13 protein-coding genes are annotated in these 13758 nt (G+C 70.6%); 7 read left to right on the top strand and 6 right to left on the bottom strand.

Going from position 1 to position 13758, the window contains the following annotated elements:
• Positions 1 to 103: 103 nt before the first annotated feature.
• From AB0B14_RS02060 to sthA, 4 genes are all read left to right on the top strand, one after another.
• Positions 104 to 1297 carry a histidine kinase gene (locus AB0B14_RS02060; protein ID WP_357520688.1) on the top strand — a complete coding sequence of 398 codons (1194 nt, stop codon included), beginning with the start codon at positions 104 to 106 and terminating at the stop codon, positions 1295 to 1297.
• Complete coding sequence (locus AB0B14_RS02055; protein WP_357063846.1) at positions 1294 to 1932, top strand: response regulator transcription factor; 639 nt, start codon at positions 1294 to 1296, stop codon at positions 1930 to 1932. Before AB0B14_RS02060 ends, AB0B14_RS02055 begins: the two co-directional genes overlap by 4 nt.
• 88 nt (positions 1933 to 2020) lie before the next feature.
• The gene (locus AB0B14_RS02050; protein ID WP_357520686.1) at positions 2021 to 3043 is read left to right on the top strand and encodes a cellulose binding domain-containing protein; all 1023 of its coding nucleotides are present in this window, start codon (positions 2021 to 2023) and stop codon (positions 3041 to 3043) included.
• A 53-nt stretch (positions 3044 to 3096) separates the two neighbouring features.
• The gene (gene sthA, locus AB0B14_RS02045; RefSeq protein WP_357520684.1) at positions 3097 to 4500 is read left to right on the top strand and encodes a Si-specific NAD(P)(+) transhydrogenase; all 1404 of its coding nucleotides are present in this window, start codon (positions 3097 to 3099) and stop codon (positions 4498 to 4500) included.
• Here sthA and AB0B14_RS02040 read toward each other — a convergent pair.
• Positions 4497 to 4886: a MerR family transcriptional regulator gene (locus AB0B14_RS02040; protein WP_357520682.1), complete on the bottom strand. Its 390-nt coding sequence runs from the start codon at positions 4884 to 4886 to the stop codon at positions 4497 to 4499. The genes sthA and AB0B14_RS02040 overlap by 4 nt on opposite strands.
• Before the next feature lie 43 nt (positions 4887 to 4929).
• Between AB0B14_RS02040 and AB0B14_RS02035 the strand changes: the two genes are divergently transcribed.
• Together AB0B14_RS02035 and AB0B14_RS02030 are read left to right on the top strand one after the other, a co-directional pair.
• Positions 4930 to 5625 (top strand): methyltransferase domain-containing protein, encoded by a 696-nt coding sequence (locus AB0B14_RS02035; protein WP_357063856.1) that lies wholly within the window; start codon positions 4930 to 4932, stop codon positions 5623 to 5625.
• 100 nt (positions 5626 to 5725) lie between these two features.
• Positions 5726 to 6169, top strand: a complete 444-nt coding sequence (locus AB0B14_RS02030) for a hypothetical protein (RefSeq protein ID WP_357063859.1) — start codon at positions 5726 to 5728, stop codon at positions 6167 to 6169.
• Between the two features lie 144 nt (positions 6170 to 6313).
• Here AB0B14_RS02030 and AB0B14_RS02025 read toward each other — a convergent pair whose 3' ends face one another.
• Together AB0B14_RS02025 and AB0B14_RS02020 are read right to left on the bottom strand one after the other, a co-directional pair.
• The gene (locus tag AB0B14_RS02025; RefSeq protein ID WP_357064495.1) at positions 6314 to 7636 is read right to left on the bottom strand and encodes an endo-1,4-beta-xylanase; all 1323 of its coding nucleotides are present in this window, start codon (positions 7634 to 7636) and stop codon (positions 6314 to 6316) included.
• A gap of 109 nt (positions 7637 to 7745) precedes the next feature.
• Complete coding sequence (locus AB0B14_RS02020; protein ID WP_357520680.1) at positions 7746 to 9107, bottom strand: PHB depolymerase family esterase; 1362 nt, start codon at positions 9105 to 9107, stop codon at positions 7746 to 7748.
• 317 nt (positions 9108 to 9424) lie between these two features.
• Here AB0B14_RS02020 and manD point away from each other — a divergent pair, with 317 nt between their 5' ends.
• Positions 9425 to 10633, top strand: a complete 1209-nt coding sequence (gene manD, locus AB0B14_RS02015; protein ID WP_357063864.1) for a D-mannonate dehydratase ManD — start codon at positions 9425 to 9427, stop codon at positions 10631 to 10633.
• Between the two features lie 40 nt (positions 10634 to 10673).
• Here manD and AB0B14_RS02010 read toward each other — a convergent pair whose 3' ends face one another.
• Genes AB0B14_RS02010 through AB0B14_RS02000 form a run of 3 tightly spaced genes read right to left on the bottom strand, consistent with a single transcriptional unit; the run spans position 10674 to position 13713 of the window.
• Complete coding sequence (locus AB0B14_RS02010; protein WP_357063866.1) at positions 10674 to 12812, bottom strand: alpha-glucuronidase; 2139 nt, start codon at positions 12810 to 12812, stop codon at positions 10674 to 10676.
• Positions 12809 to 13030 (bottom strand): hypothetical protein, encoded by a 222-nt coding sequence (locus AB0B14_RS02005; protein ID WP_357063868.1) that lies wholly within the window; start codon positions 13028 to 13030, stop codon positions 12809 to 12811. Before AB0B14_RS02005 ends, AB0B14_RS02010 begins: the two co-directional genes overlap by 4 nt.
• Complete coding sequence (locus AB0B14_RS02000) at positions 13027 to 13713, bottom strand: DUF624 domain-containing protein (RefSeq protein WP_357063871.1); 687 nt, start codon at positions 13711 to 13713, stop codon at positions 13027 to 13029. The genes AB0B14_RS02005 and AB0B14_RS02000 overlap by 4 nt, the downstream gene beginning before the upstream one ends.
• Between the last annotated feature and the right edge of the window lie 45 nt (positions 13714 to 13758).

The following is a 13758-nucleotide window of genomic DNA, read 5'->3' as shown; positions in this document are numbered from 1 at the left end:
CGGCCGGCGGGTGGGCGCATCGGCCGGTGGCCGGGTATCGGCAGGGCGGGGTCTGTCTTTCGGCCGATCTGCCCGCGCCTCCCGCTGGCTACGCTGGGTCACCATGAGCACGCCGGATCTTCGACGTTGGTGGGTACGCCTGGCCCAGGCCGCCGGCCTGCTGGCCATGGGCCTGCTGGCCCTCTTCGACCTCCGGTTCGGCGCGCCGGAGAGCCTGGCCGCTCTCCTGTTCCTGCTGGTGCGCATGGGGCTGGCGGTGGCGACGGTGCCGCTCTGGCTGCCGGTGCACCGGCTGGGTTCGCGGCTGCTGCCGCTGGCCGCGCTGGGGCTCGCCGTCGTCTCACTGGCCGTGACCGCGGCCGTCGTGCTCTTCTCCAACGGCAGCTACCTGTTCAGCAGCAGCTGGGGGCTCGCCGAGTCGGCCGGGCTGATCGGGGTGGTCTTCGTGGTCACCCGCTGGGGCGCGCCCCGGCTCGCCCCGTGGGCGGCGGTGGCCGTCGGGCTGGCCGTGGCCGCGTTGCCACTGCGCTCCGGCACCGAGAGCCTGCTGGTGATCTTCGGACTGCTCCAGGTGCTCGCCGCGGCCGGCGCCGCCGGGGTGGGGCTCTACCTGCGGATCGTGGCCGCCGGTCGGGAGCGGGCGATCGCGCTGGTCCGGGCCGAGCAGCGCGCGGAGTTCGCCCGTGACCTGCACGACTTCATCGCCCACCACGTGACAGGCATCGTGGTGCAGGCACAGGGTGCCCGGTTCGTCGCCGAGCAGGACCCGCAGCGGGTGATCGTCGCCCTGGCGCAGATCGAGCGGGCCGGTGCGGAGACGATGGCCTCGATGCGGCGGATGGTCGGGATCCTGCGTGACCCGGACGCCCCGCCGGACGCGCCGCTGGCCCCGCTGGCCGGGGTGACCGAGCTGGAGCCGCTGCTGACCGGGTTCAACGGCACGGCGAACACGCCGGCACACCTGCACGTCGACGGCGACCTGCACGGGCTGCCGGTGGAGGTCTCGACGTCGGCGTACCGGGTGGTGATGGAGGGGCTGACCAACACCCGCCAGCACGCGCCGGACGCCCGGTCGGTGCACGTGGCCGTGCGGCGTACCCCGGACTGGTTGCTGGTCCGGGTCGCCGACGACGGGGCGTCGCCGCGCACCGCGCCGGCCCGGGGGCACGGCTTCGGCCTGATCGGCCTGACCGAGCGGGTACGCGCCCTCGGCGGCACGATCACCGCCGGGCCCGGCGTCGCGGGTGGCTGGGTGCTCGACGCGGCGTTCCCGCTGCGGGTGGCGGTGGCGCGGTGATCCGGGTGCTGATCGCCGACGACCAGGCCATGGTCCGGACCGGCTTCGGCATGATCATCGGAGCCCAGTCGGACATGGAGGTGGTCGGCGAGGCCGCCGACGGCGTCCAGGCGGTCGAGGTGGCCCGGCGACTGCGCCCGGACGTGGTGCTGCTGGACATCCGGATGCCCCGCCTCGACGGGCTCGAAGCACTGCGACTGCTCGCCGGGCCGGGCGTCGCCGACCCGCTGCGGGTGGTCGTGGTGACGACCTTCGACCTCGACGAGTACGTGCACACCGCACTCTCCAACGGCGCCTGCGGCTTCCTGCTCAAGGACTCCGGCCCGGCCCTGCTGGTGGAGGCGGTCCGCGCGGCCGTGTCCGGCGACGCGCTGATCAGCCCGTCGATCACGGTACGGCTGTTGGAGCACCTCAGCTCACCCGCCCCGGCGCGCGACGACGGCGGGCTGTCACCGCGGGAACTCGACGTGGTGAAGCTCGTCGCCCGGGGCCTGACCAACGCCGAGATCGCCGCGGGGCTCTTCATCGCCGTCGGCACGGTCAAGACCCACCTGGCGAGCGTGCAGATGAAGCTCAAGGCCCGCAACCGGGTGGAGATCGCCGCGTGGGCGTGGGAACGCCGCCTGGTCGGCTGAGGGGACAGCGACGCGACCGCGACTGGCCTACCATCGTCATCAGTCGATGACTGGTCCGCTGCGGTCACCCGAAAGCGAGGCGATCATCTTGCGCGATCATCCGTGGCGCGGCGTCCGGTCCAGGGCCGCCGCACTGGCTGCCTGCGCGCTCACGGCGGCCCTGGTGGCGACGGGCGCGACCCCGGCGTACGCCGCCGCCGACACCGAACCCCCCACCACCCCCGGCCCGATCACCGTCGCCGCCATCGACACCACCTCGGTCGAGCTGACCTGGGCCGCCTCGACCGACAACGTGGGCGTGGTCCGCTACCCGGTCTCCGCGCAGTTCGAGGACAACGGCGCGATCTACTCGACCGACACCAACAGCATCCGGGTCACCGGCCTGCGGCCGTCACGCACGTACACCTTCTTCGTGGCGGCGCTGGACGCGGCCGGCAACCGCTCCCTGTCCAGCTCGACCCTGCGGTTGACCATGCCGCCGGGCGACGACCAACCGCCGGGCGCGCCGGGTCAACCGGTGGCGTACAACGTGGCCGCCACGCAGGTCTCGCTGCGCTGGGCGCACTCGGTGGAGAACGTGGTGCTCGACCGGTACCAGGTGTTCCGGGTCGGCGCTGGCGGCGCTCTCACCTTCGTCCGCGACGTGTCGCAGTACCCGCCCGTCAACAGCACCCAGATCAGCGGGTTGACGCCGAACACCACGTACACCTTCGTGGTGCAGGCCCGCGACGAGGTCGGAAACCTGTCCCCGCTGTCCGCACCGGTCACCGTCACCACCCTGCCGCCACCGCCGAGCTGCGCGGTCCGGTCCGTGGTGCGACAGTGGTCGGACGGCTTCGTGGCGCACCTCGCCGTGCAGAACACCGGCACCACAGCGATCAACGGGTGGACCATGACGTGGCGGTTCTGGGCCGGCCAGCAGGTCCAGGGCATCTGGGGCGCGAAGGTCATCGACCGTCTCAACAACAGCTACCTGCGGGTGGGCAACACCGGTCGCAACGCGGTGATCCCGCCGGGCGGCACGGTGTCGCTGGGGCTCGTCGCCACCGGCACGCAACTGCCGGAGGAGATCACGCTGAACGGTGGCCTCTGCGTGGTGGCAGACGAATAACGCTCGGCTCCGGGGTCTGGCGCCAGTCGCGACAACTTGCGACGCTAGCGGTTGTGTATGACTACGACCTGTTGGTGCTGGGCTCCGGACCCAGCGGTCAGAAGGCCGCGATCGCTGCCGCCAAGCTCGGCAGGCGCGTCGGCATCGTCGACCGCCGCGACATGATCGGTGGGGTGTGCATCAACACCGGCACGGTCCCCTCCAAGACGCTGCGCGAGGCCGTCCTCTATCTCACCGGGCTGAGCCAGCGAGACCTCTACGGCAGCAACTACCGGGTCAAGGAAGAGATCACGGTCAGCGACCTGGCGGCCCGGACCCAGCACGTGATCAGCCGGCAGACCGACGTCATCCGCAACCAGCTGGCCCGCAACCGGGTTGTGATGATCACCGGCACCGGCCGCTTCGCGGATGCGCACTCGATCTGGGTCGACGGCGGCTCCGGCCGCGAGTCGAAGGTGACCTTCGACAAGATCGTCATCGCGGCGGGCACCCGCCCGGCCCGCCCGGACAGCGTCGACTTCGACGACCGGACGATCGTGGACTCCGACGGCGTCATCAACCTCCAGGCCGTCCCCCGCAGCATGGTCGTGGTCGGCGCCGGCGTGATCGGCATGGAGTACGCCTCCATGTTCGCCGCGCTGGGCACCAAGGTGACGGTGGTGGAACGCCGCGAGCGGATGTTGGATTTCTGCGACGACGAGGTCGTCGAGTCGCTGAAATACCACCTGCGCGACCTGTCGGTGGCGTTCCGCTTCGGTGAGGAGGTCGCCGCCGTGGAGAAGCACCAGACCGCCGCGCTGTGCATCCTCAAGAGCGGTAAGAAGATCGTCGCGGACACGGTCATGTACTCGGCCGGCCGGCAGGGCCAGACCGACGACCTGGCACTGGAGGCCGCCGGGTTGGAGGCGGACCGACGCGGCCGGATCAAGGTGGACGCCAACTACCGCACCTCGGTGGACCACATCTACGCGGTCGGCGACGTGATCGGTTTTCCCGCGCTCGCGTCCACCTCGATGGAGCAGGGTCGACTGGCGGCCCAGCACGCCTGCGGCGAACCGATCCGGGAGATGCACGGCCTTCAGCCGATCGGCATCTACACCATCCCGGAGATCAGCTTCGTCGGGCAGACCGAGGCGCAGCTCACCGACACCTCGACTCCGTTCGAGGTCGGCGTCGCGCGTTATCGCGAGCTGGCTCGCGGCCAGATCGTCGGTGACTCGTACGGCATGCTCAAGCTGCTCGTCTCTCCCGACGACGGCCGGCTGCTCGGGGTGCACGTGTTCGGCACCGCCGCCACCGAGATCGTCCACATCGGGCAGGCGGTGATGGGCTGCGGCGGCACGATCGACTACCTCATCGACGCGGTGTTCAACTACCCGACGCTGGCCGAGGCGTACAAGGTCGCCGCCCTGGACGCCTCCAACAAGATCCGCAACATCACCCGCATCGACGGCTAGTCACCGCCGACCTCCACCAGCTCCGCCAACTGGCCGCGGTAGTTCGGGCAGGTCGCGATGTCCTCGTGTGAGCAGTTCAGCCCGGCCTCCAACAGATCGAGCGCCGACCGCAGGGCCGCCATCCTGGCCCGCAGCGCGCCGTGGTTGCGGCGCAGCACGTCCTTGCGCACGGCGGGGTCCCCTGCGGCGAGGAACGCCCGGATGTCCGGCAGCGACAGGCCGGCCTGCTTCGCGCGCAGGATCGAGGCCACCCGGAACAGGTCGTCGCGGGTGTAGCGGCGATGACCGCCGGTGACCCGGGCGGGGCAGAGCAGGCCCACCGACTCCCAGTGCCGCAGTACGTGCGTCGGCAGGCCAAAGTGGTCGGCCACTGCACCGATCGTCATCGTGCTTGACTTCATGTCGACATTAAGTCCGAGCATGGCGGGCATGTCCAGTCTGCTAGCTGTCCTCGATGTCATGGAAAGCAAGCCCGCCGCCGTCGAACTGCGCGCCCGTTCCTACGAGTTGCTCGGCGACCTCACTGGCCGAACCGTCGTCGACGTTGGCTGTGGCAGTGGCCGCGCCGTCGCCGAGCTGGCCGAGCGCGGAGCCCACGCGCTCGGTGTCGACCTCGATGCCGAGATGATCGGCGTGGCCCGCAAGCGCTGGCCGGCCGGCGAGTTCCGTGTCGGTGACGCCACCGACCTGCCGCTGGAGACCGGATCGGTCACCTACTACCGGGCGGACAAGGTGTTGCACGTGCTCGACGACCCGGCGCGAGCCGTGGCCGAGGCCCGGCGGGTGCTCGCGCCGGGTGGCCGAGCCGTGCTGCTCGGCCAGGACTGGGACCTGATCGCCATCGACTCGGACGACTCGGGAACCACCCGTCGGCTGGTCCACGAGAAAGCGGACTCGCTGCCGTCGCCGCGCGTTGCCCGTAGGTATCGCAACCTGCTGCTCGACGCCGGGTTCACCGACCCGATCGTCGAGGTGCACACCACGGTGCTCACCGACGACACCGCGCTCGACCTGTTGAAACGGATCACCGACGAGGAGACCTGGCTCGCCGAGCAGACCGAGCGCGCACACGCGGACCGGATCCTCGTCGTCGTGCCGATCTTCCTCGTCGCCGCCCAGGCTTGACACCGAAGCGGGACCGAACTCGATGATCTGCTCCTCCAGTGATGTCGGTGCTGCCCGCTACCATGCCGGCACTGTTGACAGCTGGAGGAAAGAGGCACTGGTGGGCGCATCCGGATGGAGCTACTTCGTGGCGTACCAGCCTGACCTGGACGCGGCGTTGGACGCCCTGCGGGAGACTGTCTTCGCCGAGGGACGGTACTGGTGGGCCCGGGGCGAGACCCCCAACTCGGCGAGCGACTACCCCGACCGGCCCGCCACGATGGAAGAGTTGTTCAACGACGAATGGGTGCAGGAATCGGGCACCCATTCCATTCTCGACGTCTACCGGGTCCTGGCCGAGGGCGAAAGGCCCGACTTCGGCACTGTCGAGCCGGTGAGCCCCGCCGAGGCGCTACGCGAGGCCGGCACCGAACGGCTCACCCGCGCGCACCTGGACGCGATCACGGGGCTGGCCGCAGAGCGTTGGTTCGGCCGTTGCGCCGTCCTGCACGACGGGCAGGGCAAGCCGGAGGAGATCTACTTCTGGGGCTTCTCCGGCGACTAACCCACCACCCCATCCCCACCCCCGGTGATCAAGAGGTTTGCGTCATGCCACGCCGCACAGGCTGACGCAGATCTCCCGATCACCACGGGCTGGGGGTGGGCCGGTGCGGGGGTGGGTAGGCCTCCGCACCGGCCTCCGGTTCCTCTAGCTGGCCGCGCAGGTGGGGCTGAGGCTGCCGGCGGTGCCGTTGCCCTGGAAACCGAACTCGGTGGACTGCCCGGCGCCGACCTGGCCGTTGTAGGACACGTTCGTCCAGTTCGTCGTGCCGGTGTTACCGCTGGGGTTGGCGCTCCAGGAGTTGGTGACAGTCGCGCCGGACGGCAGGGTGATCGTCACGGTCCACCCGTTGAGAGCCGACGAGCCGGCCGTCACCCGTACGCTCGCCACGAAGCCACCGGTCCACTGGTTCACCGACGCCGTCGCGGTGCAGCCACCCTCCCCCGGAGGCGGGGTGGTGGGCGGCGGGGTCGTCGGCGGAGGGGTGGTCGGCGGGATGCTTGTGGGCGGGGCCGTCGTGGGCGGCGGGGTGCCGTTGTTGAGTGCGGCGAGCACCGCGTCGTACGCCGGCTTCTTGGAACTGTTGCTGTTGAACAGCAGCGGCGTCTGCGAGGCCCGCCAGGAGTCGCTGTCGCGGATGCCCCACACGGTGATGCCGTTGCACCGGGCCACGGCCAGGCAGTCCTCGACGACCCTGCGGTAGGTGTCCGCCGACGCTCCCTGGATGTCCAGCTCGGTGATCTGCACGTCCACACCCAACGCCGCGAAGCTCGACAACGTGGTGCGGTAGTTGCTCGCGTACGGCGATTCGTTGTTGAAGTGCGACTGGAAACCGACGCAGTCGATCGGCACCCCGCGGGCCTTGAAGTCCCGCACCATGTTGTAGACACCCTGCGTCTTGGCCCAGGTCCAGTTGTCGGTGTTGTAGTCGTTGTAGCAGAGCTTCGCACCCGGGTCGGCGGCGCGGGCGGCACGGAACGCCGCCTCGATCCAGTCGTTGCCGGTGCGCTGCAGGTTCGAGTCACGACGGCCACCCGAGTTGCCGTCGGCGAACGCCTCGTTCACCACGTCCCAGGAATAGATCTGCCCCCGGAAGTGGGTCGCCACCTGCGTGATGTGGTTGAGCATCGCGGTGCGCAGCGCGGTGCCCTCCATGCCCTGCATCCACCCCGGCTGCTGGCCGTGCCAGGCCAGGGTGTGCCCGCGTACCTGCATCCCGCGACTGCGCGCGTGGTTGACGATCTGCTCGGACGAGGCGTAGCTGAACCGGCCCTGCTGCGGCTCGGTGGCGTCGATCTTCATCTCGTTCTCGGGCGTCACCATGTTGAACTCACGGTTCAGGATCGTGGTGTACGCGCTGTCGGCGAGCTTGTACGCGGCCACCGCCGTACCGAAGTAGCGACCCTGCTCGGCGGCGGACGCGCCGAGCGTGGTCCCGGCGGAGGCGGGTGCCGTCACGAACAGCGCCATGCCGGCGGCGAGCGCGGCCGCGCCGGTCAGCGCGATCACGGCTCTCGATGCCGCCTTCCATCTGGTGTTTCTCATCGTGCGACTCCTTCTGTGGTGGTGGAAGGGGAGATCAGGACACCGCACACTCGGCACCGTTCAGGGCGAACGACGAGGGTTTGCCGGTGCCGCCCTCGTGGGTGGCCTGGAAGCCGATCTCGACCGACGCGTTCGGGGCGATGGTGGCGTTGTAGGAGGCGTTGCTGGCGGTCACCGCGCCGCTGGCCGGTGCGTACTGCGCGTTCCAGCCGTTGGTGATGCGTTGCCCGGTGGGCAGCGTGAAGGTCAACGCCCACCCGTTCACGGCGGCCGTCCCGGTGTTGGTGATGATCACGCTCGCGGTGAGCCCGTTGCTCCAGGCGTTGACCGTGTAGCCGACCCGGCAGGCGCCCGCACTCGGCGGCGGCGTGGTCGGGGGCGGCGTGGTCGGGGGCGGCGTGGTCGGGGGCGGGGTGGTGGGTGGTGGCGTCGTCGGGGGTGGCGTGGTCGGCGGTGGCGTCGTGGGCGGCGGGGTGGTGGTGCCGTCCAGGCCGAAGAAGCGGATGACCTGCGCGGCGTCGACCGGCAGGTTGTGCGTGACACCCTGCATGCTGATCGCCTCGACCGGCGCCGTCGGGCCGCTGCTGCCGTACCGGGTGCGGGTGTAACCGGACTGCGGCGAGTCGGTGTACGTGGGGGTCTGGCTCAACCCGTGCACGTTGGTCCACTGCTTGACCTGCTCACCGAAGTTCGGGTAGCGCAGCGTGTCGTCGTTGGTGCCGTGCCAGATCTGCATGCGGGGCCGCTGGCCGGTGTAGCCGGGGTACGCCCCACGGACCAGGTCCCCCCACTGCTGCGGGGTCTTGATGAGCTGCCCGTTCGCGCACTGGCTGTTCCACTCGGAGCTGCCTCCGGTGGCGAAGCAGCCGAACGGCACCCCGGCGAACGAGGCGCCCGCCGCGAACACGTCCGGGTAGTCACCCAGCATGACGTTTGTCATCATCGCGCCGGACGAGGTGCCGGTGGCGAAGATCCGCGCCGGGTCGGCGGCGTAGCGCTGCCGCACGTAGTCGACCATCGACATGAGCCCGACCGGGTCGCTGCCCCCGCCGCGGCGCAGGGCCTGCGGTGAGGCCACGTCCCAGCACTTGCTGCTGCGGGTCACCGACGGGTAGATCACGATGAACCCGTACCGGTCCGCGAGGGACGCGTACTGGGTGCCGGAGTGGAATGCCGGGCCCGACCCGGTGCAGTAGTGCAGGGCGAGCAGGACCGCCGGTCGGGTGGCCACCCGGTCCGGGACGTACAGGTGCATCTGGAGGTTTGTGGGGTTGGTGCCGAAGCCGGTCACCTGGGTCAGCGTCGCCGCCGACGCCGGGGTGGCGAACGTCAGCGCGGCGGCGGCCAGCGTCAGGGCCGCCATGGCGGCGCCGAGCAGCCTTGTCTTGAGTGTCATCGATCGCGATCCCTCGGGAGATAGGCGCGTGGAAGAGGACTGAAGTCGAGGACTGCCCTTCGCCCGACCCTGACCCGGCTCGCGTGACGAAGCCAGCTTCGATCGAGATATCTCGATTGTCAATACTTCCGGAAACCTTTCGCGGCAACGGATTCCGGGCTCACCTGCACTGCCGGCGACCACCACCGGCCCGACCACCGGCGGCCGGTCGCGGGCTATTATCGGGATGTTCTCGAAACGTGCCGGACATCCAATTCCCTCGCGCGACCCCCCTACGAGCGTCCGGCGGACGACGCCGTGGGCACGAAGGAGGAGCAGTGAAGATCGTTGATGTCAGGGTCATCCTGACGTGTCCCGGCCGCAATTTCGTCACCCTCAAGATCGTCACCGACGAGGGGGTGACAGGTGTCGGAGACGCCACCCTCAACGGCCGGGAGCTGGCCGTCGCGTCCTACCTGCGCGACCACGTGGCGCCCCTGCTGATCGGCCGGGACCCGGCCCGCATCGAGGACACCTGGCAGTACCTGTACCAGGGGGCGTACTGGCGGCGCGGCCCGGTCACGATGAGCGCCATCGCCGCCGTGGACACGGCCCTGTGGGACATCAAGGGCAAGGTCGCCGGCCTGCCGGTCTACCAACTGCTCGGTGGTCGGTCCCGCGAGGGCGTCACCGTGTACGGCCACGCCAACGGCGAGACCGTCGAGGAGGTGCTGGTGGAGGTCGCCCGCTACGTCGACCTCGGCTACCGGGCGGTCCGGGTGCAGTGTGGAGTGCCGGGCCTGCCCAAGACGTACGGAGTCAGCACCGACAAGTTCTTCTACGAGCCGGCCGACGCCGCCTTGCCCAGCGAGGCGACCTGGTCGACGCCACGGTATCTGGCGCACGTGCCGAAGGTGTTCGCCCAGGTACGCGACGAGTTCGGCCCGACCCTGCGGCTGCTGCACGACGTGCACCACCGGCTCACCCCGATCGAGGCGGCCCGGCTCGGCCGCAGCCTGGAGCCCTACGCGCTGACCTGGATGGAAGATCCGGTCCCCGCCGACCTCCAGGAGGGCTTCCGGCTGATCCGGCAGCACACCACCACCCCGATCGCCGTCGGTGAGGTGTTCAACAGCATCTTCGACGCCGCCCAGCTCATCCGGGAGCAGCTCATCGACTACATCCGGGCCACCGTGGTGCACGCCGGCGGGATCACCCACCTGCGCCGCATCTTCGACCTCGCGGCGCTGCACCACGTCCGCAGTGGATCACACGGTGCCACCGACCTGTCCCCCGTCTGCATGGCCGCCGCGCTCCAGCTCGACATCTCCATTCCCAACTTCGGCCTTCAGGAATACATGCGGCACACCGAGCAGACCGACGAGGTGTTCCCGCACGGCTACCACTTCGCCGACGGCTACCTGCACCCCGCCGAGACGCCCGGCCTCGGGGTGGACATCGACGAGGAGGCAGCGGCCCGCTACCCGTACTCGCCGGCGTACCTGCCGGTGAACCGGCTGGAGGACGGCACGGTGCACCCCTGGTGACCGAGTGGCGCACCCGGCCGGCCCGCTCGGGCCGGCCGGGTCAGTAGATGCACCGCCCGCGCTCGTCCGGCACCCCGGACTTGCGGTAGAAGTAGGTGTTGACCTGGTCGCGCCACTCGGTGGCGGAGCGCACCTGCTCGTCGAGACGTTCGGCCACCCGCTCGTACACCGCCGGGTCGATCATCCCCTTCAGGGTCTGCCACCGCCGGCGCATCGCCGTCACCTCCTCGACACCCGCGAAGTGCGTGTCGTAGATGTGCTGGATGACCGTCGACCCGCTGTGCAGGACGTGCTGGTACGGCACATGGTGAAAGAAGAGCAGCAACTCGTCGGGGCAGGTCTCGGGCGACTCGTACACTTCGGCCCAGTACGGCGGGTACTGCCCGGCGAAGCCGGTGCCCGACACGCGGCTGCGGTCCACGCCGACGCCGTCGCGGTCGGCGAAGTGGTAGGTGCCCCACCGCGAGTACTCGTACCCGTCGACGCCGGGGCCGTAGTGGCCGTCGGGGTTGACCATGAAGCCGACGCCCAGCGGGGCGGTGTACCGCTCGTAGGTGCGCCACGAGTCGTCCATGATCTCGTGCAGTGTCCGCCGCACCAGCTCCGGTTCGGCGGTGGCCGACGGCGGGAAGGTCAGCGTCATCCACTCGTCGAGGACCGTCGTCGGGTCCGCTCGGGGATCCCAGGCGAGCCGGCCGAACGCGTACAGGTTGGCCTGCGCCAACGGATGCCCGGTCCAGAAGAGGTCGTCGCCCACGTTGGCGACGGCGACCAGCCCACCGCCCGCCGCCGACTCTCCCGTGACCACGTCGGCGATCGTCCGGCCACCCGGCCCCCAGGGCGCGAAGCTCAGCACCTCACTCCACCACGGGCCGAGGTGGCAGACGTGCCGCTGTTGACCCGTGTACTCCTGGGTGACCTGCAACTCCACCGCCAACCGGGTCGCCGGCATCGCCGCGAGCACCGGTGACACCGGCTCGCGGGTCTGGAAGTCCACCGGACCGTGCTTCACCTGCACGACGACGTTGGTGCGGAACCGCCCGTCGAGCGGGGCGAAGTGGTCGTACGCGGCGCGGGCCCGGTCGGTGGACCGGTCCCGCCAGTCCTGGTGGTGGTTGTAGACGAACGCCCGCCAGTGCACCACTCCCCCGTGCGGGGCGAGGGCCTCGGCGAGCAGGTTCGCCCCGTCGGCGTGGTCGCGCCCGTAGGTGAACGGGCCGGGTTGCCCCTCCGAGTCGGCCTTGACCAGATAGCCGCCGAAGTCGGGGATGCGCTCGTACACCCGCCTGGTGGTCGCGGCCCACCAGGCTCGCACCGTCTCGTCGAGGGGGTCGGCGGTCGGCAGGCCACCCAGGACCACGGGTGCGGCGAAGCTGACCGACAGGTGCACCCGGATGCCGTACGGGCGCAGCACGTCCGCGATCTCGGCCACGTCGCCGATCCGGTCGGTGAGCAGCAGCGCCTCGGTACGGGCCACGTTGACGTTGTTCACCGAGATGGCGTTGACGCCGCTGGCGGCCAACAGTCGCCCGTACTCCCGGATCCGGGCCAGGTCGCCGCGCGGACAGCCGTCCTGCCAGAAGATCGAGCCGCCGGCGTATCCCCGTTCGACCTGGCCCATCACCGGGTGCACGGCCACGTTGTCCCAGTGGTTGAGCATCCGGCGGCGCAGCGCGGGCCGGTGCCGCTCCGGCGGACGGGCCGGGTCGAAGGCCCCCGCGCAGAGCCGGACCACGTGGAAGAGCCCGTACAGCAACCCGGCCGGCGCGTCGGCCAGCACCACGGTGACCTGGTCGGCGCGGGCCAGCAGGAACCCCTCGTCGCCGAGCGTCCCGCCGTCGCCGAGCTCGACGAGCGCCGCCTCGGCCGCCGACCGCGCCGCCTGCACCGCCGGGCTGGGCAACTCGCTCGCGCCCCGCAGGACGAGCACCAGGTCGACGTCGACGTCCCAGGAGGGGGAATGCCAGACCCGCCCGCCGTAGCGCGCACAGGCCCGCGACACCTCGTCGAGGACGGTGTCGACGAGCAACCCGTCACCGTGGACGAGAACGCGCCGTGCACCGAGGGCCCGGAACGCCTCCGGTGGCAGCCAGGCCGCGTGCACGCGCGGCTCGTCGCCCTCCAGCGGCTCGTCGACGAACATCAGTTGCTCCAACTCCACCGACTCTTCGGCGTTCACCGATCCTCCTTCAGCACGACGACGCCGTACGACGGCGGTCGTTGCGAAGCACCGGCCACGTCGTAGCGGGACAGCGCCCGGTCGAAGACGCCGATGGCGACCAGGTCGATCCGGACGGTGTCGAAGAGAGGATAGCCCCACTTCAATGGATCTTCAGGCGGCCGTTGCGGGTTGTGGTCGCCCCGGGCGGGCATCTCGGCGGTGACGGGCAGGCTCATCGGGTGAACTCCTGCCGGGTCAGCCGCACCATCGGGTCGCTGACGCGCAGGAGCGCCAGGACCGCGACCGAACCGAACATCGCCAGCACCGCCTCGGAGAGGACCGCGGTGATCCCGGCCGCCGCGGCCAGCAGCAGCGCGGTGCCGACGGTGACCCCGGGGGTACGCACGAGGAAGTGCACGGCCAGCCGAAGGACGTCGCGGGTGCGGAAGTCGAACAGCGAGGTGATCACCAGGGCGTTCGCCGCGCAGAGCGTCACACCCACTCCGAGCAGGACCAGCGGCGCCGCCCACCAACCGGGCAGGCCGACCGCACCCCGGTAGGCGAGGTTCACGGCGAGCACGGTCAGCCACAGCAGCGTCGGCACCCAGACGCGCAGCGCGCCGGACAGGTTGGCCCGGTACCCGCGCCAGAACACGCTGGCGGGCCGCAGGTCGGTCAGGTCGGTGCGCTGGTGGTGCAGGGCGTACAGGGCAGCGGAGAGCGCCGGCCCGAGCGGCACCAGGAGGAGGGCGGCCAGCGGCAGGTTGCTGGGGTCGCGGCCCAGCAGCAGCAGCGGGAGCAGGCCGGGCAGGGTGGTGAGCAGGAGCAGCAACTCGACGACGAGCAGGATGTAGACACGCGAGGTGATCCGCGACAGCGGTCCGTCGCCGAACTGTCGCCAGGTGCGCGCAGCGCTCACCGCTGTCCCCTCCGATCGCGACGGCCGGGGCCGACGCGGCGCCGC

Source organism: Micromonospora sp. NPDC049171 (assembly GCF_040648275.1).
GTDB lineage: Bacteria > Actinomycetota > Actinomycetes > Mycobacteriales > Micromonosporaceae > Micromonospora.
Note: the sequence above shows the minus strand (reverse complement) of the source record. Positions and strands in the feature narration are given on the sequence as shown.